The organism is Pseudomonas sp. BNK-7 (assembly GCF_048072025.1).
Lineage (GTDB): Bacteria > Pseudomonadota > Gammaproteobacteria > Pseudomonadales > Pseudomonadaceae > Aquipseudomonas > Aquipseudomonas danubii.
Genome location: NZ_CP182252.1, coordinates 5,659,871 through 5,681,148 on the forward strand (window position 1 = coordinate 5,659,871; position 21,278 = coordinate 5,681,148).

The following is a 21,278-nucleotide window of genomic DNA, read 5'->3' on the forward strand; positions in this document are numbered from 1 at the left end:
TGCCGAAGTGAAACGCTCGGTGCAGGACGCCCGCGGCACTGCCGACCAGTCATCGGCCATCGCCACCCAGACCAGCGCCGGCATGGAACAGCAGTATCGCCAGGTGGATCAGGTGGCCACCGCCTCCCACGAGATGAGCGCCACCGCCCAGGACGTGGCCCGCAGCGCGGCCCAGGCGGCCCAGGCGGCGCGGGATGCCGACCAGGCCACGCAACAGGGCCTGACCGTGATCGACCGCACCACCCGCAGCATCGATCAACTGGCCGCCGACATGAGCGCCGCCATGACCCAGGTCGAAGGTCTGGCCGCCAACAGCGAACAGATCGGCACGGTACTGGAAGTGATTCGTTCGATTGCCGAGCAGACCAACCTGCTGGCCCTCAACGCTGCCATCGAAGCGGCCCGCGCCGGAGAGGCCGGGCGCGGTTTTGCGGTGGTCGCCGACGAGGTGCGCAACCTGGCCCAGCGCACCCAGGAATCGGTGGAAGAAACCCGCCAAGTGATCGAGCAACTGCAAACCGGCACCCGGGATGTGGTGGGGTCGATGAACAACAGCCATCGCCAGGCCCAGGGCAGCGTCGAGCAAGTCGGTCAGGCGGTCACCGCCCTGCGCCAGATCGGCGATGCGGTGACGGTGATCAGCGACATGAACCTGCAGATCGCCAGCGCCGCCGAACAACAGAGCGCAGTGGCCGAAGAGATCAACAGCAACGTGGCGACCATTCGCGATGTCACCGAGTCGCTGTCGGAACAGGCCAATGAATCGGCGCGGGTCAGCCAGTCCCTCAACAGCCTGGCCAACCAGCAACAGAGCCTGATGGACCAGTTCCGCGTCTGACCCTGTCCAAAGGCCCTTCGGGCCTTGTCGCAGCCTCGCCATGGCTCGGCAGCGGCTACACCGGCACCAAACCGGATGCTGTAGCCGCTGCCGCAGGCTGCGAACGGCACGCAGGGCCGCCAGGGTTCGGCGGTCGAGCGCCAGGCAAGTTCAGCGCTTGGGCAGCTCGACCTCCACCCGCAAGCCGCCCCACTCGCTGTCCCCCAGGTTCAGGCGGCCGCCGCAGGCATCGACTATGTCGCGCACGATGCCCAGGCCCAGCCCGTGGCCATCGGTTTGTTCATCCAGCCGTGCGCCGCGGCTGAACACCTCGTTACGCCGCGCTTCGGGAATGCCCGGGCCGTCGTCCTCCACCCGCAGGCAAAAGCCCTGCGGCCGCTCCTCGACGCTCAGGCGCACCTGGGCATCGGCCCATTTGCAGGCGTTGTCCAGCAGATTACCCAACAGCTCCAGCAGGTCTTCCCGGTCCCAGGGCAAGCGCAGCCCCGGTGGCGCCTGGTAACTCAAGTCCAGGTGCTCGCCATGGATCATGTTCAAGGTCGCCAGCAAGCCCGGCAGTTCGGCATCGCATTCGAACAGCACCCCGGGCAGTGCATCCCCCGCCAGCCGCGCGCGGTTGAGTTCGCGATTGAGGCGTTGCTGTACTTGCTGCAATTGCTCCAGCAGCACCCTGCGCACCTCGGGGTGACCCTCGAGCTTGGGCCCCGAAGCCAGACTCAGGAGTACCGCCAGAGGGGTTTTCAAGGCGTGGCCAAGGTTGCCCAGGGCGTTGCGCGAGCGGTTCAGGCTGTCTTCGGTGTGGGCCAGCAAATGGTTGATCTGCGCCACCAGCGGCTCCAGTTCAACCGGCACCTGGGCGTCCAACTGCGAGCGCTGGCCCTGCTGCAACTGGGCGATCTGCTCCCGTGCGGTCTCCAGGGGACGCAAGGCCCGGCGCACGGTAATCCGCTGCAGCAGCAGAATCAGCAGCAACCCGGCCAGCCCCAGGCCAAGACCGACCTGACGCATTCGCTGGAAGCTCTCGCGCACCGGGGTGTAATCCTGGGCCACGCTGATGGAAATCGATTGCCCGAGGCGCTTGTAGTCGCTGCGCAGCACCAGTAGCTGCTGACCTTCCGGCCCCAGTTGCAGGTCGCTTTGCAGGCCGGCGCGCTCCAGCTGCGGCAGCTCCTGATCCCAAAGGGAACGGGAACGCCAATGCACATCAGCGAAATCGATACGGAAGTAATGCCCGGAAAAGGGCCGTTGATAGGCAGGCGACAGGCGACGCTCGTCCAATTGCAAACCTTGCGGGCCCCGGACCAACGCCAGCAGCAGGCTTTCGCTGTCTTCCTGAAGTCCCGCCTCCAGGTAACGCTGCAGGCCCACCTCAAACAGCCAGAGGCTGGTCTGCGCCAATACCAGACCGACCACCAGCATCACCGTGATCAGGCCCAGACTCAGGCGCCGCTGGATCGACCTCACGAATCACTCCCGCCGAACAGGTAGCCCTGGCCGCGGCGGGTTTCGATCACGCTGCGCCCCAACTTGCGCCGCAGGTGATTGACGTGGACTTCAAGGACATTGGAATCGCGTTCGGTTTCACCGTCGTACAGGTGCTCGGCCAGATGGCTTTTGGACAGGATCTGCTGCGGGTGCAGCATGAAGTAGCGCAACAGACGAAATTCCGCGGCGGTCAGCAACACGTCCTGGCCATCACGGACCACGCATTGGCGGCCTTCATCCAGGTGCAGCCCGGCGGCCTGCAAGGTCTGCTGATTGGCCTGGCCGTGGGAGCGACGCAACAGCGCCTGCACCCGCAAGTGCAACTCCTCGGGGTGAAAAGGCTTGCTCAGGTAATCGTCGGCGCCAGCCTTCAGGCCCTCAATGCGCTCGGCCCAGGAGCCGCGGGCGGTGAGAATCAGCACCGGGGTCGCCAGACCACCGGCGCGCCATTGACGCAGCACCTCAAGCCCCGGGACCCCGGGCAGGCCAAGGTCGAGAATGATCAGGTCATAGGGCTCACTGGCACCCTGGTACAGGGCATCGCGGCCGTCGGCCAGCCAGTCCACCGCGTAGCCCTGGAGTTTCAAGCCCTCCAGCAGTTCATCGGCCAGGGATACGTGATCTTCCACCACAAGCAGGCGCATCAGTCGTCTTCCTCATCTTTCAACAGGCGCCCAGTGGCGGCATCCAGGTCCAGCTCACGGACCACGCCGTCCAGGGTCAACAGCTCAACCTCATAAATGTACACATCATGTTTTTCTTCCAGTTCGGCTTCCAGCAACTTGGCGCCAGGATAGCGGTCCATGGCTTGCTGCAGGAGTTGCTCCAGGGGCAGGATCACCCCCCGCTGGCGCAGGCGCAGGGCCTCGTCCTGGTCCAGATCGCGGGCCACGGCCAGGGAGCAGAATAGCAACAGCGCCAGGGCCACCCGGCTGCCGGCGCGCATTGTCGAGTTCATTAAGTGTCCTGATGATCCTTGAGTACCTGGCCGGTCACGGCGTCCAGCTCCAGGTCCCACTCCAGCCCTTGCGGGTCGCGCAGTTCAACCTGGTAGATGTACTTGCCGTACTCCTCTTCCAGCTCGGTTTCACTGATGCTCGCCCCAGGATGCCGGGACAGGGCCGTGGCATTGAGTTTTTCAAAGGACACAATGGTACCAGCGTCGCGCAGCCGCAGGGCTTCGTCCGGGCCCAAGTCGCGGGCATGGGCCAGGCTGGTGGTCAGAGCAATCAGGCTGGCGCTGAACAGCGCGGTCAGGGTTTTCATGGCAGGTCTCCAAGGTCAGTGGCCAAAGGCCGATGGCGCCGACGATACCCAAGGCAACTTAATTGAAACTGAATCGCCATCATGGGCCTGACAGAACTTTCACTCGGCCCCCGGCGCCCGGGTTCTCTATACTCGGCGGCTGATTCAAGAGTGAGCCCGGTATGACCGCCATCCATATCAAGTTTCCCGCCCTGACCCTCAAGGCCGGCCCTCGCGCCCTGGCCCGCATCCGCCGCCAAGGCCTGCACGCCGGTGAAGTCGGCACCTTGCCGGGCGCTGCCGGCGGCCCCAAGGCCTTGGGCATTCAGGGCCTGGACCTGGCGCTGTTCGGCGAATGGCTGCCCGCCGTGCCCCGCGAACGCTCGCTGATCGGTGCCTCGGTGGGTTCCTGGCGCTTCGCCAGCGCCTGCCTGCCGGACGCTGCCGAAGGCATCCGACGCCTGGGCCAGCTGTACAACGCCCAGAGTTTCGCCAAGGGCGTGACCATGGCGCAGATCAGCCACAGTTCGCAGCGCATGCTCGACGACCTGCTCGATGGCCGCGATGCGTCGATCCTCGACAACCCTCACTACCGACTGAACATCATGGTGGTCAAAAGCCACGGCCTGCTGGCAGACGATCACCGCGGGCGCCTCGGCCTGGGCCTGTCTTCGGTGATCGCCGACAACCTGCGCGGCCGCGCGCGCCTGTCCCGGCACTTCGAACGCCTGGTGCTGCATGACCCGCGCCTGGCACCGCCGCTGCACGCCCTGGAAGACTTCCCTTCGCGCTTCGTGCCTCTGGATCGCAGCAACCTGCGCCAGGCGCTGCTGGCCTCGGGCTCGATCCCCATGGTCATGCAGGGCGTGCGCGAACTGCCCGGCGCCGGGGCCGGCACCTTCCGCGACGGCGGCCTGCTGGACTACCACCTGGACCTGCCCTACAGCGGCAGCGACATCGTGCTCTACCCGCACTTCACCGACCGGGTGATTCCCGGCTGGTTCGACAAGACCCTGCCCTGGCGCCGGGCCAGCCCGGAGCGCCTGCGCGACGTCCTGCTGCTGGCGCCGTCGAAGGAATACCTGGCGCGCCTGCCCTACGGCAAGCTGCCGGACCGCAACGACTTCAAGCGCTTCATGGGCGATGACGCCGGCCGGCAGAAATACTGGCTCAGCGCCATGGACGAAAGCCGGCGCCTGGGCGACGAGTTCCTCGAACTGGCGGCGCAGAACCGCCTGGGCGAACGCCTGCAAAGCCTGTGAGGCTGCCCCAGGCCGCGCACTGACCCTTTAGTCAGGGTTTTTCCGCAGCCCGGGAGCCAAGCTGATAAACTCGCCGCCTGCCTCAACTCGCCCGCGGGCGACGCCACCTGACAGAGCTGACCGACACTGTGGAAATCTTCAAAGAATTTACCTTCGAATCCGCCCATCGCCTGCCTTTCGTGCCCGAGGGCCACAAGTGCGGCCGCCTGCATGGCCACTCGTTCAAGGTGGCAATCCACCTCAGCGGCGAGGTCGACGCGCACACCGGCTGGATTCGCGACTTCTCGGAAATCAAGGCCATCTTCAAGCCGCTCTACGAGCGCCTGGACCACAACTACCTGAACGACATCCCCGGCCTGGAAAACCCCACCAGCGAAGTCCTGGCCAAGTGGATCTGGAACGAACTCAAGCCGCTGCTGCCGGAGCTTTCGGCGATTCGCATCCACGAAACCTGCACCAGCGGCTGCATCTACCGCGGCGAGTAAGCCGAGCCATCTACAGGTCGCAAGGAAGCTGCCCATGAGCCCACGTATCTACCTCGCCGGTTTCGATGTGTTTCGCCGCGATGCCGTGGCCCATGGCCAATACCTCAAGCAACTGTGCAGCGCCCAGGGCCTGCACGGTCTGTTCCCCCTGGATAACCAGGCCCCGCAGAACCTCTCGCCAGAAGCCACCGCGCAGTGGATCTGCCAGCAGAACCTGGCCATGATCCGCGCCTGCGACGCCCTGCTGGCCAACCTCAACGACTTTCGCGGCCTGGAGCCGGATTCCGGCACCGCCTTCGAAGTGGGCGCGGCCATCGCCCTGGGCAAGCCGGTGTGGGCCTACTTCAGCGGCCCCGCGACCCTGCGCCAGCAAGTACCCCACGACGCCCAGGGCCGCGATGCCCAGGGCTTTGCGGTGGAAGATTTCAACCTGCCGCGCAACCTGATGCTGGCCTGCACCTGGAGCGGTCGTAGCAGCTGTGTGGAAACAGCCATCCGTGACCTCGGGCACTGGTTGAACGCAGCCCCTGCGGCCCACTGAAGATAACCAGCAGCGTCACTTTCTGCCGAAAACGACCCCGTCGGACAAAAGCCTTGTTTTGTCGCGAAGGCCGATGTTATGTTTCTAACACAAATTACAAAAATGAAACTTCAATAACATTTCCCGCGAACGCCTTGCGAGATGGTCATGGACAAGAACAGTTTCCAAGTCACCCTGGAACAGCAGTTTGCAAGCCTGACGCCCACCGGCAAGCGCATCGCCACCTACCTGTTGGCCAACCTCCAGCAGTTGCCTTTCGAGACCGCCGACAGCATCGCCCAGCAAGCCGGCACCACGGGGATTTCCGTGGGGCGCTTCCTGCGCTCGTTGGGCTACCGCAACCTCGATGACGTCAAGCAAGGCCTGCGCGGCGATGCCCCGGCCTCCTGGCTGATCACCGACCGGCTCGGCGCCTTTCGCAGCGAAGCCCATCAGGACGACGCCCTGGAGCGCTCGATGCATCGCGAGATCGAGGCCATCCAGCACGTCTACGGCCTGGCCCGCAGCCAGGTGTTCGCCGACATCGTGCGGCAGATCGTCGAGGCCGACGCGGTGTTCATCATCGGCATCCAGTCGACCCGGGGCATCCTCAACGCCTTCCACAGCCACCTGGAATACATCCGGCCCAAGGTCTATTACGTCGACGGCCTGTCGGGCATCTACGCGGAAACCCTGAACTCGGGCTTCGCCAAGCCCTACGCGATCATTTCCGACTTTCGCGCCTACTCCGCCGTCACCCAGACCTTCTGCGAAGTAGCCAACGCCAACGCCCTGCCCCTGGCCCTGGTCACCGACCTGCAATGCCCCTGGGCTCGGGACTACCCGCTGGACCTGCTGCAACTGAAAACCGATGTCGGCCAGTTCTGGGATTCCCTGGCGCCGCTGACCTGCCTGTTCAACCTGATGGTGTCCGCGGTGGCCGAGGGCTATGGCGAGCGCCTGGATGAGCGCCTGGCGAAGAACCGAGCGTTGCAGGAAGCCTTCGGCCAGTTCGAATCCTGACCTTCAAGCGTGCCCCAAGATGGAGTGAGTGAGTGAACAACAGCCCCCTTGTCGAAATCGACGCCCAGCGCCACCAACTGGAAATCGACCTGGTCTACGCCAGCGCCGACAACCTGGCCGGCCAGGTGATCTACCGCAACGCCCGCTGCCTGCTGCACAAGGACGCCGCGGCCTGCCTGTACAAGGCCAGCCAGCTGGCGCGCATGGCTGGCCTGGGCCTGCGCATCTACGACGCCTACCGCCCGGCCTACGCCCAGCAGCTGCTGTGGCAGGCTCTGCCCGACCCGGACTACGTGCGCGACCCGCGCCTGGGCTCGCACCACACCCGGGGCGTGGCCGTGGACCTGACCCTGGTAGATGAATCTGGCGAGCCCCTGGACATGGGCACCGCCTTCGATGCCATGGAGCCCAAGTCGCACCAGTTCTACAGCGACCTGCCGCCCCAGGTGCAGCGCAATCGCCTGCTGCTGCTGGGGATCATGCTCAGCGCCGGCTTCGAGGCGATCCCCACCGAGTGGTGGCACTACGAGCTGCCCAACGCCGAGGACTTCCCCCTGATCCAGGAGCACGACCAGCCCTTCGAACACTGATCTCCCGTTCCCCAACCGGCCACAACAACAGGCAGCTAACTGCCCCAAGCCGGTCGTACTGCAACACCGCTTCAGCAACAACTGCCCGGTTATAGCTTTTATAAAAAACCTGACGAACTTCCCAACATCGAATGATCAAGGAAACCGGCATGACCCCCAATCTGCGCAATAACCCTGATGTGCGTCTGTCCACCCGTGTCGCCCTGTCGCTGCTGTGCGCCGCCCTGAGCCTGGGCGCCTGGCAGGCGGCCAGCGCCGCCGCGCCCAAGGACACCCTGATGATCGGCAAGGCCGCCGACCCGCAGACCCTCGACCCGGCCGTGACCATCGACAACAACGACTGGGCCGTGACCTACCCGGCCTACCAGAAGCTGGTGACCTACAAGGTCGAGAACGGCAAGGGCAGCACCGAAGTCCAGGGCGACCTGGCCGAGAGCTGGAGCACCTCCGCCGACAACCTGACCTGGGACTTCAAGCTCAAGCCCGGCAACAAGTTCGACGACGGCAAGCCGGTGGATGCCGCGGCGGTGAAGTTCTCCTTCGACCGCCTGATGCAGCTCAAGCAAGGCCCGTCCGGGGCCTTCCCGGATGACATGAGCGTGGCCGTGGTCGACCCGCTGACCGTGCGCTTCACCCTGAAGAAGCCTTACGCGCCCTTCCTCTACACCCTGGCCCACAACGGCGGCGGCATCATCAACCCGGACGTGGCCAACAAGGGCGAAGACGTCAACGCCTACCTGTCGACCCACACCGCCGGCTCCGGGGCCTTCCGCCTGAGCAACTGGCAGAAGGGCCAGTCGCTGACGCTGGAGCCCAACAGCTACTACGCAGGCCCCAAGCCGAGCCTGAACAAGGTGGTGATCAAGATCATCAGCGAAGCCTCGGTGCGCCGCCTGCAACTGGAGCGCGGCGACCTGGACATCATCGAGGACATGCCCGAAGACCAGCTCGGCACCCTGGCCGGCAAGTCCGGGGTGGTGATCCAGACCTTCCCCTCGCTGCGGGTCAACTACCTGTACCTGAACAACCAGCGTGCGCCCCTGAACAACGTCGAGGCGCGCCAGGCACTGGTCCAGGCCATCGACTACAAAGGCATCGTCGACGGCATCCTCAAGGGCCAGGCCAAGCTGATGAACGGGCCGATCCCCGACGGCATGTGGTCCCACGACCCGAGCCTGCCGCTGATGCAGCAGAACCTCGACGGCGCCAAGGCCAGCCTGGCCAAGGTCCCGCAGAAGATCAGCAACCTGACCTACCTGTACTCGGACAAGGACGCCAACTGGGAGTCCATCGGCCTGACCCTGCAAGCGGGCCTGGCGCCCCTGGGCATCAACCTGAAGATGGAAAAACTGGCCAACGCCACCATGCGTGAACGGGTCGGCAAGGGTGACTACGACGTGGCCATCGGCTCCTGGAGCCCGGACTTCGCCGACCCCTACATGTTCATGAACTTCTGGTTCGACTCCAGCCTGCAGGGCCTGCCGGGCAACCGCTCGTTCTACAGCAACCCCGAAGTGGACAGCCTGATCCGCGAAGCGGCGGCCACCAACGACACCGCCAAGCGCATCGAGCTGTACCAGAAGGCGCAGAAGATCGTCCTCAAGGACAACGTCTACGCCTACCTGTACCAGAAGAACTACAGCCTGCCGATGCGTGATTCGGTGAAGGGCTACGTGTTCCATCCGATGCTGGAACAGGTGTTCAACATCGCTGAAATCAGCAAGTAGGACCGCGCCTGCAGTCCCCGTCGCCGGCCCCTGAACCGGGTCGGTGCCGGGTTGCCGTGTCCCCGGCGGGGCACCGCGGTTGCCCCCGCCGTTCGTCAAGCGTTAACGAGGTTGCCTCATGGCCTTCCTGAATATGTTGCGCAAACGCCTGCTCGGCCTGTTGCTGGTCGTGGTCGGGGTTTCGCTGATTACCTTCACCATCTCGCACCTGATTCCCGGTGACCCGGCGCGGCTGATCGCCGGCGACCGGGCCAGCGATGCCATCGTGCAGAACATCCGCCACCAGTTGGGCCTGGACCTGCCGCTGTACCAGCAGTACGGGCGCTACATGCTCGACCTGCTGCACGGCGACCTGGGCACCTCGATCCGCACCAGCCGCCCGGTGCTGGAAGACCTGCAGACCTTCTTCCCGGCCACCCTGGAACTGGCCCTGGCGGCGCTGCTGCTGTCGGTGCTGGTGGGCGTGCCGCTGGGGGTGCTGTCGGCGGTCTATCACAACCGCTTTATCGATCAGATCGCCCGCACCCTGGCGGTCACCGGGATTTCCACCCCGGCGTTCTGGCTGGGCTTGGGGCTGATCCTGCTGTTCTACGGCAACCTGGGCTGGCTGCCCGGCAGCGGGCGCCTGGACGAGGGCCTGGAGCCGCCGCCAACCATCAGCGGCTTCTACCTGATCGACTCGCTGCTGGCCGGGGATATTCCACTGTTCCTCAATGCCCTGCAGCACCTGATCCTGCCGGCGGTGACCCTGGGCTTCGTCAACCTCGGGGTGGTGGCGCGGCAGATCCGCTCGGCGATGCTCGACCAGCTCGGCGAGGACTACATCCGCACCGCCCGGGCCTACGGCCTGTCGCGCTGGGCAGTGATTTTGCGCCACGCCCTGCCCAATGCGCTGATCCCCTCGGTGACGGTGCTCGGCCTGACCCTGGGCGACCTGCTGTACGGTGCGGTGCTGACCGAGACGGTGTTCGCCTGGCCGGGCATGGGCGCCTACGTGGTGAAGTCGATCCAGGCCCTGGATTTCCCGGCGGTGATGGGCTTCGCGATCCTGGTGTCATTCATTTATGTGCTGCTGAACATGGCGATCGACCTGTTGTACCGGGTGATCGACCCGCGCATTGGCGAGGTAAATTGAGATGTCCGCTCCCTTGAACATTCCCCTGCCGCTGCCCGTCGCCCAGGCCAACGGCTGGCGCGCGCGCCTGGCCTACCTGGGCTACCGCGTGCGGCAAAGCCCGCTGACCATCGCCGGGCTGTGCATGACCCTGCTGGTGCTGCTGTGCATGGCCTTCGCTCCCTGGCTGTCGAGCCACGACCCCAACGCCCTGAACCTGGCCCAGCGCCTGGCCGCCCCCAGCGCCGCCCACTGGTTCGGCACCGACGAAGTCGGCCGCGACCTGTTCAGCCGGGTGCTCCACGGCAGCCGCCAGTCGGTGGGCGTGGGCCTGTTCGTGGCCTTCGCCTCGTGCCTGGCCGGGGGCCTCTTGGGCTGCCTGTCGGGGATCACCGGCGGGCGCTTCGACAGCCTGATCATGCGCCTGATGGACATCATGCTCTCGGTGCCGTCGCTGGTGCTGATCATGGCCCTGGCCGCCGCCCTGGGCCCGAGCCTGTTCAACGCCATGCTGGCGATCACCCTGGTGCGCATTCCGTTCTACGTGCGCCTGGCCCGGGGCCAGGCCCTGAGCATCCGCCAGATGGGCTACGTCAAGGCGGCCCAGACCTACGGCGCCGGGCGCTGGCACATCGTCAGCTGGCACGTGGGGCGCAACGCCATGCCGCCATTGCTGGTGCAACTGAGCCTGGACATCGGCAGCGCCATCCTCATGGCCTCGGCCCTGGGCTTCATTGGCCTGGGCGCGCAGCAGCCCACCGCCGAATGGGGGGCGATGGTGGCCACCGGGCGCAACTTCATCCTCGACAACTGGTGGTACTCGACCTTTCCCGGGCTGGCGATCCTGTTCACCGCCACCGGGTTCAACCTGCTGGGTGACGGCATCCGTGACCTGCTCGACCCACGGCAACAGGGGAAATGACCATGAGCTCATCCGCCGTTCTCAACATCGATAACCTGAGCCTGGAATTCCCCGCCTACCGCAGCAACGTGCAGGCCCTCAACGGCGTGTCGCTGCACGTCAACCCGGGGGAAATCGTCGGCGTGGTCGGCGAGTCCGGCTCGGGCAAATCGGTGACCGCCATGCTCAGCCTGCGCCTGCTGCCCGAGCGCAGCTACCGCATCACCTCCGGCAGCCTGTCGCTGCTGGGCCGCGACATGCTCGCCACCCCGGAAAAACAGCTGCTGCAGATCCGTGGCCGCGACGCGGCGATGATCTTCCAGGAGCCGATGACCGCCCTCAACCCGACCCGGCGCATCGGCCGGCAGATGCTCGACGTGATCATCCATCACCAGCGCCTAAGCCAGGACCAGGCCCGGGCCAAGGCCATCGCCCTGCTGCGCGACATGCACATCGCCGACCCCGAGCAGGTGCTGCAGGCCTACCCGTTCGAGCTGTCCGGCGGCATGCGCCAGCGGGTGATGATCGCCCTGGCGTTCTCCTGCGACCCGCAACTGCTGATCGCCGACGAACCGACCACCGCCCTGGACGTCACCGTGCAGCGCCAGGTGCTGCTGTTGCTGCGCGAGAAGGCCCGGCAACGGGGCACCGCGATCCTCTTGATCACCCACGACATGGCGGTGGTTTCGCAGTTCTGCGACCGGGTCTATGTGATGTACACCGGCGCCGTGGTCGAGCAAGGCAGCACCGCCCAGGTCATGCTCGATCCGCAGCATCCCTACACCCGCGGCCTGCTCAGCGGCCTGCCGGAACAGGTGGCCCCCGGCGCGCCACTGCTGACCATTCCCGGGCAGGTGCCCAACCTCGCCCACCTGCCCGCTGGCTGCACCTTCCGCGAGCGCTGCCCGCAGGCCATGGCGATATGTGCCCAACGGCCACCACTGCATTCGATCAACGCCGGCGAGCAGCGCAAGAGCGCCTGCTGGCTGGCCGCCCCGGAGTCCGCCCAATGACCACCACCGCCTCGCAAACCGGCAACCCGCCGCTGCTGCGGCTCAACGACGTGCAAGTGCGTTTCCCCCTGAGCAATGACTGGCTGGGCCGGCCCCGGGCCTTTGCCCACGCGCTGAACGGCATCGACCTGGAACTGCGCCCCGGGGAAACCCTGGGCATCGTCGGCGAGTCCGGCTGCGGCAAGAGCACCCTGGCGCAACTGCTGATGGGCCTGGTCCAGCCCAGCAGCGGCGACCTGCGCTGGGCCTACGCCAGCGACCGCGAACGCCACAGCCATGTGCAGATCGTGTTCCAGGACCCGCAATCGTCCCTCGACCCGCGCCTGCCGATCTGGAAGATCATCACCGAGCCGCTGTTCGCCCTGGGCAACACCCCGGCCGCACAGATGCGCGAGATCGCCGCCACGGTGGCGCAGCAGGTGGGCATTCGCGGCGAATACCTGGAGCGCTACCCGCACCAGTTCTCCGGCGGCCAGCGCCAGCGCATCGCCATTGCCCGGGCCCTGGCGTCGAACCCGGACATCATCGTCCTCGACGAACCGACCTCGGCCCTGGACATCTCGGTGCAGGCGCAGATCCTCAACCTGCTGGCGGACCTGCAACGCAGTCGCGGCCTGACCTTTGTGCTGATCTCCCACAACGTCTCGGTGGTGCGGCACATGGCCGACCGGGTGGCAGTGATGTACCTGGGGCAGATCGTCGAACTGGGCAGCGCCGAACAGGTGCTGGAGCGGCCGCGCCATCCCTACACTCAACTGCTGCTGGATGCGGTGCCACGCCTGGGCGCCCCCCTGGCGGACAGCCAGGTCTCGGCGCCCACCGAACTGCCGGGCAACCGCAAGCTGCCCAGCGGCTGCTTCTTTCTCGACCGCTGCAGCCGCCGCGGCCCAGGCTGCGAAAAGCCGCAACCGTTGCAGGGCAGCGCGACCCAGCAAGTGCGTTGCCATCGGCAAGACCTCCCGGGGTGATCCACCGGCACCACGCCGCCGGCCACGGCGTGGTGCTTGCTCCCTGCGCGCCAAGGGCTTAAAACAGGCGCCTTCTCTCTGACGCCGCAGGAACCCCACCCATGGAAAGCCACTGGCTGACCCACGCCAAACGCTTGCAAGCCATCGCCTCCACCGGCCTGCACTTCTGCAAGGACGTGCACGACCGCGAGCGCTACCAGGAAGTCGCCGACATCGCCCACGACATGCTCGCGCAACTGGGCAACGTGCCCGTGGAGCGCATCACCGATCTGGTCTCGGACTTTGCCCAGCGCTACTCGACGCCGATGGTCGAAGTGCGCGGCGCGCTGATCGAGGACGGCAAGATTCTGCTAGTGCGCGAGCAGCACGACGGCCTCTGGGCCCTGCCCGGGGGGTATGCCGACGTCGGCCTGTCGGCCAGCGAGAACGTGATCAAGGAAATCCACGAAGAGGCTGGGCTTGAGGTGTCGGTACGCGCCTTGTACGGCGTCCGGCACAAGGCCAAGGGCCCCTACAAGGCCGATCACCGCGACTTCTACAAGCTGTACTTTCTCTGCGAGCGCCACGGCGGCCCGGCGCCCGTGGCTGGCAGCGAAGCCAGCGAGGCCGGTTTCTTCGCCCCCGACCAGTTGCCGCCCCTGTCCCTGGGCCGCACCGTGGAACGGGATATCCAGGAGGCCTTCGACTTTCATCAAGGCAAGACCACCCAGGTGCTGTTCGACTAATCCACAGCGGCGTGGCGTGACTCAAGATGACGCTGCCTGCACCGCTTTCGTGCCGCTGCAGGCGCTCATTCGTGGCTCAATGCCCGCGATCGTCTATACCTGCCGGGCAGCCCCCGGTTGTCAGGCCGCTTGGCACGCTGGCTGCAACAACCGGCTATCACTCCGACCAGGGACAGGCCCATGACCCAGCACGAACCCGGCAACGACTACCCCTTGAGCGAAGTTCCAGCGCACGCCCGCAAGGGCCTGGCCTCCATGGCCATGGTGCTGCTGGGCTTCACCTTCTTCACCGCCACCATGTTCGCCGGCGGCAAGCTGGGGGTGGCGTTCGACTTCACCACCCTGCTGATGGTGATTGTCCTCGGCAACCTGCTGCTGGGGATCTACGCCGCGAGCCTGGGCTACATCGCCTTCAAGAGCGGGCTGAACACGGTGCTGATGGGGCGCTTGTGCTTCGGTGAACGGGGCAGCAAGCTCAGCGACCTGATCCTCGGCCTGACCCAGGTCGGCTGGTACGCCTGGGGCACCGCCACCGCCGCAGTGGTGCTGGGCAAGTACTTCCAGCTGGATTCGGGCGCGGTGCTGGGGTTGATGCTGCTGTTCGGCATGGCCTTCTGCGCCACCGCCTACATCGGCTACCGCGGCCTGGAGATCCTGTCGTGGATCGCGGTGCCGGCCATGGGTCTGCTGCTGGTGCTGTCGATGACGGTGGCGACCACCCAGGTCGGCGGTCTCGACGGCCTGCTGGCCCTCAGCCCCAGCGCCACCATGGACCTGTCCACCGCCCTGACCCTGGTGTTCGGCACCTTTGTCAGCGGCGCCACCCAGGCCACCAACTGGACCCGTTTCTCCCGCTCGGCGCGGGTGGCGGTGAGCGCCAGCCTGATCGGTTTCTTCATCGGCAACGGCCTGATGGTGCTGATCGGTGCCTACGGCGCCATCGTCTACCAGCAGCCGGACGTGGTGGAAGTCTTGCTGCTGCAAGGCTTCGCCATGGCGGCCATGGCCATGCTGCTGCTGAACATCTGGAGCACCCAGGACAACACCATCTACAACTTCGCCGTGGCCGGCTGCAACCTGCTGCGCACCCAGCGGCGCAAGACCGTGACCCTGGTGGGCGCGCTGATCGGCACCCTGCTGGCGATGCTCGGCATGTACGACTTGCTGGTGCCTTATCTGGTGCTGCTGGGCACGGTGATTCCGCCGATTGGCGGGGTGATCATGGCCGACTTCTTCTATCGCTGGCGCGGCCGCTATCCGCGTCTGGCCGACAGCCAGCTGCCGGCCTGGAACTGGCCAGGGCTGTGCGCCTATGGCCTCGGCACCCTGGCGGCTTTCTGCTCGCCCTGGGTCGCGCCGCTGGTGGGCATCGCGGCTGCCGGCCTGAGCTACATCCTGTTGAGCGCGATGCTGGGCGCACGCGTCCCCCAGGCCGCCGACATCCAGGCCTGATTTGCTCACCCGGCACCTTCCGGGTCTATCATGGCCCGGTCACGCAACACCCTGCCCCTGCCGCACCGCGCATTAACGCCTGACCGGGGGCCGTCCAACGACCGTGGGACAAGGACCTGCCCTGATCCGACGGCTGAACCACTGATTGCCCGACCCGAGGAACTGCTCCGATGCTGATCACCAACGCCCGCCTGCGCCACCGTGAAGGTCTGTACCAACTGCACCTGGAAAACGGCCGCATCGCCCGCATTGTCCTGCAAGGCGCCGACACCTCCGGCGCCGTCCCGGCCTTCGGCCCCGAACACCTGGATGCCGGCGGCAACCTGGTGGTGCCGCCCTTCGTCGAACCGCACATTCACCTGGACGCCACCCTCACCGCCGGCGAACCGCGCTGGAACATGAGCGGCACCCTGTTCGAAGGCATTGAATGCTGGGGCGAACGCAAAGCCACCATCACCGCCGAAGACACCCGCGCCCGCGCCCACAAAACCATCCGCTCCCTGGCCGCCCACGGCATCCAGCACGTGCGCACCCACGTCGACGTCACCGATCCCGACCTCACCGCCCTCAAGGCCATGCTGGAAGTGCGCGAGCAAAGCGCGCACCTGATCGACCTGCAGATCGTCGCCTTCCCTCAAGAGGGCATCGAATCGTTCCGCAATGGCCGCGAGCTGATGGAGGAAGCCATCCGCCTGGGCGCCGATGTGGTGGGCGGCATCCCCCATTTCGAATACACCCGGGACCAGGGCGTGAGCTCGGTGAAATTCCTCATGGACCTGGCCGAACGCACAGGCTGCCTGGTGGACGTGCACTGCGACGAAACCGACGACCCGCACTCGCGCTTTCTCGAAGTGCTGGCCGAGGAAGCCCGCAGCCGCGGCATGGGCTCGCGGGTCAGCGCCAGCCACACCACCGCCATGGGTTCCTACGACAACGCCTACTGCGCCAAGCTGTTTCGCTTGCTGGGCCACTCGGGCATCAGCTTTGTCTCCTGCCCCACCGAAAGCATCCACCTGCAGGGGCGCTTCGACAGCTTCCCGAAACGCCGCGGCGTGACCCGGGTCAAGGAGCTGCTGGATGCCGGGATGAACGTCTGCTTCGGCCAGGACTCAATCGTCGATCCCTGGTACCCCCTGGGTAACGGCAACATCCTGCGGGTGCTCGAAGCCGGCCTGCACATCTGCCACATGCTCGGCTACAGCAACCTGCAGAGCGCCCTGGACCTGGTCACCGACAACAGCGCCAAGGCCCTGGCCCTGGGCGAAAGCTACGGCCTTGAGGAAGGTCGGCCGGCGAACCTGCTGATCCTCTCGGCCGACAGCGATTACGAAATGCTCCGCAGCCAAGGCCTGCCGCTGTATTCGATCCGCCACGGCAAGGTGCTGATGCAACGGCAGATGGCCCAGGTGCAACTGGCCGGCGACTGACGGTGGCGATGCTTACTTGACCCGAAACGGCTGGGCCGCCATGAACGCCACCGGCAACAGCGGCAGGGCGAGGATCGTCAACACCCCGTCTGCGGTGAGGGTCACCGGCGTCAACAGCACTTGGCCGACCTTGCTCTTCTCCCGGTACGCCGAGAACTGCAAGGTGTAGGTGTTGTTCAACGGGTTGGCCTGATAGGCGCTGATATCCCGCTTGGACTTAAAGCGGCTGCCGCGAATGGCATAGCGGTGCAACAGGGCGTTCTGCGACCTCGCCACCACGAAACCCAAGGCCTTGGCTGCCTCGATCTGCTGGGCGTCGAGCTGGTCCAGCCCGGGAATTCTCAGGAGCAGGTTACCGTCCAGGTTCTGCCCCGCATTGACGAGAATCTGCGAAAACTCGGCCTGCATTTTTCCGTGCAGATCCGACTTGATGGCCTTGAGCAACTCGGGATCGACCCTCACGAAGTAGTGGTACTTCTTGCCAAGGATGACAAAGCTCTGCTCGTCCGCCGTGATGTAGAACTGGCTGACGGTTTCCGTATAGACCTCATTGCTGGCGCGGCTTTCGTACAGCTGGCTGGTCAGGCAACCGCCAAGGCTGCCAGCGACTAAAGCCCCCAGAGCCATAACCGAGCCTCTGAGCAAGGCGCGGCGGGGCATTCCTTTTTGCATGTCGAATCCCTTCCATGAATGCGGGCGGTATCGGGAGATAGGCCACGACTGCCGCCACGCTACATAAACCCCAGCCGTTTTGCACCCGGCCAGCGCCACGGCGGCGCCCTGCTCAGTCAGCCAGGGCCCACGCCGTGCCAAACAGGCTCACCCGGGTTAACACCCCATCGGTCTCTTGCAACAGCAACGGCGCGGTGCCGCCCGGCATCAGCACTTCGACCCGTCCGGCCTGAACCCAGCCCACCCGCCAGGCCGCGCAAGCCACAGCGCTGGCGCTGGTGCCGGACGACGCGGTGGGACCTTCGCCACGCTCGAAAACCCGGGCCGCGATGCGCCCTTCACCTGCGCGCATGGCCCATTGCAAGTTGACCCCGGCCGGACAGGGCTGGCCGTTGCCGATGGGCCGGGCGAACGCGATACGGGTCAGGCCCTCGAACAGCGGCGGTTCGAGCATCTGCGGGTTGCTCGGCAAAGCATCGGCCGCCTCCACCAGGGTCACGCAATGGGGATTGCCGATACGCACGAACTGGCTGTGCTGCCACTGCGCATTCAACGCTTGCAAGGGCGCGACCCGGCTCAGTTGGCAACCATTGAAGGTCAGGCTTTGCACCCCATCAGCTGCCACCGCCTCAGGTCCGAAGCACGGCTGCCCGAGATCCAGCCAGAACCCCGACACCCCCGCCACCCGCGCCGGCTCCACCGCCGTGATCACCGGCGAGTCGCCACCGCGCTGGTCATGATGCACCCGCAATAGCGTCTCGCCTTCGAACGCCATCAGCCCTTGTTCGGTGAGGGCTTGGGAAAAAATCGTCAGGCCATTGCCGCTGCGCTCGGCCAGGGTGCCGTCGGTATTAACGATCAGCAGATCGAAAGGCGCACCGGCCTGGAACGGCCCCACCAACAAGCCGTCACAGCGATGAGCCTTGGCCCCTTGCGGCCGAGCTCCCGGCGCCCAGTCACACAGCGCGGCGATGGCCTGCACAGCCCACCGCCGCCGGTCCAGGGCCGCCTGCGCCGCCGTATCGGGCAAGGCAATGCCCAGGCTGCGCAGCGCCTCGGGCGACACCACGCCATAGATATTGCCCCGGGCATCGTAGAACGCCGCCATCACACCGCCTCCAGAAAAAAACCGAGCCGCTGACATTACGGACAATCCAGCGGCTCGGCCAGGGGAACCAAGAAGCCTGGGTGGACACCGCGCGCTGCTGAAGAACAACCATCCGCCAGGCTAGCGAATGGGCAAGGCCATGGGCCGGATCGGCGCCGCGTCGGCACCCCGCAGTTTGAGTGAGGCGCCGATAAAGGCGAACTGATAGACCTTGTCCCGGGACAAGCCTTCCAGGTTCACCAGCTCCAGGATCGGCGCGCCCTGCATCGCCAGCAGGTAAGTGTGCAACGGCAGGTAATTGCCCTCGACCTCGGAAGGGAAGGTTTCGAAGCTGAGGTTGTCCGCTCCCACCACCATGGCGCCGCCCTCTTCCACCAGGAACTTCGCCGCATCCAGGCTCAGCCCCGGCGGGTTGGCCATATAGCGCTGGGCATTGTCGTAGTCACGCATGCGCCCGGTGCGGATCAGCACCACGTCGCCCTTCTCCAGCGCCACCTTCTGTTTGGCCAGGGCCTGTTGCAGGTCGGCGCGGGTCACCCGGTAGCTGTCCGCCAGCTGTTCCAGCCCCTTGGCCGCAGCCACATCGATCAGCACTCCGCGGGCAATGATCGGCGGCAGTTTTTCCGCCCCGGTGACGTTCCAGCCCCGGTCCCCCAGATGCTGATCGGCGCGGTAGCCGTTCCAGATTTTGCCGTTGAGGCCAAAGTGGTTGAGGGCGTCGATATGGGTGCCCATATGGGCGTACATCGATACCGCCGAACCGCTGTAACTGACGTGCTGGTTCATCGGTTCGCCGACCTGCATCGGATCGGCGACCACATTGCCGTGGGGCGTATGGGTCATCCACATCTGATAGGGCGGATCTCCAGCGGCCTGCCAGCTGGGCATGCCGACAAAATAATCCACGGCCAGGTCGTAGGCCTGCTCGCCGCTGACCCGGGCCATGATCGCCGCCCGGGACTCGGGGGTGATCAGGTTCAAGCGACCGATCTCATCCTTGGGCCCCCAAGGGCTGATCCCCACCTCGGCCCGGGCCGCAGTGGCGGCACTGCAACTACCGCTGAAAAGGGCCAGGGCGAGCACCCCAGGAAGGATTTTGGACATTGCGTGATGAGCCATGACAACACTCCTGTGAAATGAAGTGCCCATGGTATTGATGGATCAATCAGAGATAATCAGCCGATTCGTGGATAGATATTCAACCCAGGGGAAACAATATGGACGTACTGATGGCCATGCGCACCTTTCGCCGGGTGGTGGAACGGGCCAGCTTCAGCCAGGCCGCCGCCGATCTCGGGCAATCCACCGCCGCCGTCAGCAAGCAGGTGCGGCAACTGGAAGAGCGCCTGGGCAGCCTGCTGATCCTGCGCACCACCCGGCGCATGAGCCTCTCGGAAGCCGGGCAGAGTTACTTCAATGAATGCTGTCATCTGCTCGATGAGCTGGACGCCCTGGAGCGCGCCACCCAGGCCGGCAGCCACGAACCCGGTGGCCGCCTGCGGATCAATGCGCCGCTGTCCTTCGGGCTCAAGGTGCTGTCGCCGATCCTGGTGGCCTTCATGCAGCGCTACCCGCAATTGCAGGTGGACCTGACCCTCAACGATCAGGTGCTGGATGTGGTGGGCGAAGGCTTCGACGTGTCCCTGCGGATTCGCCGGCAACTGGAGGATTCGACCTTGATCGCGCGTCACCTGGGTCAGGTTGAGCAGGTGATCTGTGCCGCGCCGGCCTATCTCCAGGCCCAGGGCACGCCCAGCGCCATTGCCGACCTGCATCGCCACCGCTGCCTGGCCTACCGGCTGGCGGAGCATCCCGGGCGCTGGCAACTGGAGGGCCCGGAAGGCCAGACTCGGCTGGAGCTGCCGGTGCACTTTGCCGTGGACAACAGCCTGCTGCTCGGCGACATGCTGGTGGCCGGCCTGGGCATCGGCGCCCTGCCCGGCTTTGTCGCCCAACCGCTCCTGGACAGCGGCCAACTGCTGCGCGTGTTACCGGAACAACGCCTGCCCAGCCGCCAGATCTACGCGCTGTACCCCAGCCAGCGCCACCTGTCACAGAAAGTCCGGGTGTTCATCGATTTTCTGCTGGAGGCGCTGCAGACCCCTTGAGCCTCAACCGTCGGTGGGCACCTGGAGCCCGACCTTGACCCGGTTCATCGCCACCAGGGTCTTGAAGCGCTTGACGTTGTCATTGCCAAAGAACAGTTCGCGGGTCAGTTGGGTGTACTGGGCCATGTTGCGCACGCAGAAAATCAGCACGAAGTCGCATTCACCGGCCACGTAGTAGCACTGCTGGACCTGGGGACAGGCCTGGAAACTGCGCTTGAGCGCATCGATCTGGTCGATGCGCTCACTTTCCACTTCCACCTCGACGATGATGCTCAGCTCATGGCCGAGGGCATCCGGGGCGACTTGCGCGGTGTAGCGCTCGATCACACCCTCGTCCATCAGGCGCTTGAGCCGCCGATTGACCGCCGCCGTGGACAGGTTGACCCGCAGGCCCAGTTCGCTTTGCGCGGTACTGGCATCGCGTTGCAGCTCGGCGAGCAGCTTCAGGTCATAGGCATCAAGACTGGTGTTCATGAACGGCGCAACTCCGGAAAACAACGGCGCACAGTGGAATGATTTTGTGCAAAAGCCGCCGATTATGCGCAATAGATGCGCCCCCTGCGCACTAATATTTCCGCCAACAGCAGCGGCCGTGGAATGCCTCAAGCATTGCCG

Annotated in this window: 23 protein-coding genes; 15 read left to right on the forward strand and 8 right to left on the reverse strand. The window is 65.5% G+C overall.

The annotated features are described in order from the left end of the window. The first annotated feature begins 82 nt into the window (after positions 1–82). The gene (locus ACMGF8_RS25530) at positions 83–838 is read left to right on the forward strand and encodes a methyl-accepting chemotaxis protein (protein WP_371826206.1); all 756 of its coding nucleotides are present in this window, start codon (positions 83–85) and stop codon (positions 836–838) included. 150 nt (positions 839–988) lie between these two features. On the opposite strand, the gene ACMGF8_RS25535 is transcribed toward ACMGF8_RS25530, so the two are convergent. Genes ACMGF8_RS25535 through ACMGF8_RS25550 form a run of 4 tightly spaced genes read right to left on the reverse strand, consistent with a single transcriptional unit; the run spans position 989 to position 3,589 of the window. Beyond that, positions 989–2,302, reverse strand: a complete 1,314-nt coding sequence (locus ACMGF8_RS25535) for a sensor histidine kinase (RefSeq protein WP_102864631.1) — start codon at positions 2,300–2,302, stop codon at positions 989–991. Continuing rightward, complete coding sequence (locus ACMGF8_RS25540; protein ID WP_102864630.1) at positions 2,299–2,967, reverse strand: response regulator transcription factor; 669 nt, start codon at positions 2,965–2,967, stop codon at positions 2,299–2,301. The genes ACMGF8_RS25535 and ACMGF8_RS25540 overlap by 4 nt, the downstream gene beginning before the upstream one ends. Then, positions 2,967–3,281 carry a PepSY domain-containing protein gene (locus ACMGF8_RS25545; RefSeq protein WP_102864629.1) on the reverse strand — a complete coding sequence of 105 codons (315 nt, stop codon included), beginning with the start codon at positions 3,279–3,281 and terminating at the stop codon, positions 2,967–2,969. The genes ACMGF8_RS25540 and ACMGF8_RS25545 overlap by 1 nt, the downstream gene beginning before the upstream one ends. Beyond that, a complete protein-coding gene (locus tag ACMGF8_RS25550; RefSeq protein ID WP_123394635.1) occupies positions 3,281–3,589 on the reverse strand; it encodes a PepSY domain-containing protein in 309 nt (102 codons plus the stop codon). The genes ACMGF8_RS25545 and ACMGF8_RS25550 overlap by 1 nt, the downstream gene beginning before the upstream one ends. A gap of 161 nt (positions 3,590–3,750) precedes the next feature. On the opposite strand from ACMGF8_RS25550, the gene ACMGF8_RS25555 reads away from it, so the two are divergent. The 13 genes from ACMGF8_RS25555 to codA all read left to right on the forward strand — a co-directional run bounded on the left by ACMGF8_RS25555 (position 3,751) and on the right by codA (position 16,775). After that, a complete protein-coding gene (locus ACMGF8_RS25555; RefSeq protein ID WP_416757649.1) occupies positions 3,751–4,830 on the forward strand; it encodes a patatin-like phospholipase family protein in 1,080 nt (359 codons plus the stop codon). A gap of 128 nt (positions 4,831–4,958) precedes the next feature. Next, positions 4,959–5,315: a 6-carboxytetrahydropterin synthase QueD gene (gene queD, locus ACMGF8_RS25560; RefSeq protein ID WP_011062303.1), complete on the forward strand. Its 357-nt coding sequence runs from the start codon at positions 4,959–4,961 to the stop codon at positions 5,313–5,315. A 34-nt stretch (positions 5,316–5,349) separates the two neighbouring features. After that, positions 5,350–5,856, forward strand: coding sequence for a nucleoside 2-deoxyribosyltransferase (locus tag ACMGF8_RS25565; RefSeq protein ID WP_115580534.1), 507 nt, complete (start codon positions 5,350–5,352; stop codon positions 5,854–5,856). Positions 5,857–5,997: 141 nt separating this feature from the next. Next, positions 5,998–6,858: a MurR/RpiR family transcriptional regulator gene (locus ACMGF8_RS25570; protein ID WP_115580535.1), complete on the forward strand. Its 861-nt coding sequence runs from the start codon at positions 5,998–6,000 to the stop codon at positions 6,856–6,858. Positions 6,859–6,890: 32 nt separating this feature from the next. Further along, complete coding sequence (gene ddpX / locus ACMGF8_RS25575) at positions 6,891–7,448, forward strand: D-alanyl-D-alanine dipeptidase (RefSeq protein WP_115580536.1); 558 nt, start codon at positions 6,891–6,893, stop codon at positions 7,446–7,448. 149 nt (positions 7,449–7,597) lie between these two features. After that, positions 7,598–9,175, forward strand: a complete 1,578-nt coding sequence (locus tag ACMGF8_RS25580; protein ID WP_416757652.1) for an ABC transporter substrate-binding protein — start codon at positions 7,598–7,600, stop codon at positions 9,173–9,175. 118 nt (positions 9,176–9,293) lie between these two features. Then, positions 9,294–10,310 (forward strand): ABC transporter permease, encoded by a 1,017-nt coding sequence (locus ACMGF8_RS25585; RefSeq protein ID WP_207166262.1) that lies wholly within the window; start codon positions 9,294–9,296, stop codon positions 10,308–10,310. Position 10,311: 1 nt separating this feature from the next. Then, positions 10,312–11,211: a D,D-dipeptide ABC transporter permease gene (gene ddpC, locus ACMGF8_RS25590; RefSeq protein WP_416757655.1), complete on the forward strand. Its 900-nt coding sequence runs from the start codon at positions 10,312–10,314 to the stop codon at positions 11,209–11,211. Further along, entirely contained in the window at positions 11,208–12,203 is a 996-nt protein-coding gene (locus ACMGF8_RS25595) for an ABC transporter ATP-binding protein (protein WP_060840222.1), read from the forward strand. The genes ddpC and ACMGF8_RS25595 overlap by 4 nt, the downstream gene beginning before the upstream one ends. Continuing rightward, positions 12,200–13,171 (forward strand): oligopeptide/dipeptide ABC transporter ATP-binding protein, encoded by a 972-nt coding sequence (locus ACMGF8_RS25600; RefSeq protein ID WP_416757657.1) that lies wholly within the window; start codon positions 12,200–12,202, stop codon positions 13,169–13,171. The genes ACMGF8_RS25595 and ACMGF8_RS25600 overlap by 4 nt, the downstream gene beginning before the upstream one ends. A 101-nt stretch (positions 13,172–13,272) precedes the next feature. Then, entirely contained in the window at positions 13,273–13,896 is a 624-nt protein-coding gene (locus ACMGF8_RS25605; RefSeq protein ID WP_115580541.1) for an NUDIX hydrolase, read from the forward strand. A gap of 180 nt (positions 13,897–14,076) precedes the next feature. After that, entirely contained in the window at positions 14,077–15,348 is a 1,272-nt protein-coding gene (codB, locus tag ACMGF8_RS25610; RefSeq protein WP_416757659.1) for a cytosine permease, read from the forward strand. 170 nt (positions 15,349–15,518) lie between these two features. Next, positions 15,519–16,775: a cytosine deaminase gene (gene codA, locus ACMGF8_RS25615; RefSeq protein ID WP_250330031.1), complete on the forward strand. Its 1,257-nt coding sequence runs from the start codon at positions 15,519–15,521 to the stop codon at positions 16,773–16,775. Positions 16,776–16,787: 12 nt separating this feature from the next. Here codA and ACMGF8_RS25620 read toward each other — a convergent pair whose 3' ends face one another. The 3 genes from ACMGF8_RS25620 to ACMGF8_RS25630 form a co-directional block, all read right to left on the reverse strand. Next, positions 16,788–17,447, reverse strand: coding sequence for a hypothetical protein (locus tag ACMGF8_RS25620; RefSeq protein WP_416757661.1), 660 nt, complete (start codon positions 17,445–17,447; stop codon positions 16,788–16,790). Between the two features lie 112 nt (positions 17,448–17,559). Next, complete coding sequence (locus tag ACMGF8_RS25625) at positions 17,560–18,555, reverse strand: diaminopimelate epimerase (protein WP_416757663.1); 996 nt, start codon at positions 18,553–18,555, stop codon at positions 17,560–17,562. Positions 18,556–18,675: 120 nt separating this feature from the next. Further along, entirely contained in the window at positions 18,676–19,674 is a 999-nt protein-coding gene (locus tag ACMGF8_RS25630; RefSeq protein WP_102864616.1) for a cyclase family protein, read from the reverse strand. Between the two features lie 98 nt (positions 19,675–19,772). Here ACMGF8_RS25630 and ACMGF8_RS25635 point away from each other — a divergent pair, with 98 nt between their 5' ends. After that, the gene (locus tag ACMGF8_RS25635; RefSeq protein ID WP_102864615.1) at positions 19,773–20,663 is read left to right on the forward strand and encodes a LysR family transcriptional regulator; all 891 of its coding nucleotides are present in this window, start codon (positions 19,773–19,775) and stop codon (positions 20,661–20,663) included. Between the two features lie 3 nt (positions 20,664–20,666). On the opposite strand, the gene ACMGF8_RS25640 is transcribed toward ACMGF8_RS25635, so the two are convergent. After that, on the reverse strand, positions 20,667–21,137 hold the full coding sequence (locus tag ACMGF8_RS25640; protein ID WP_102864614.1) for an Lrp/AsnC family transcriptional regulator: 471 nt from the start codon (positions 21,135–21,137) through the stop codon (positions 20,667–20,669). Positions 21,138–21,278: the final 141 nt, after the last annotated feature.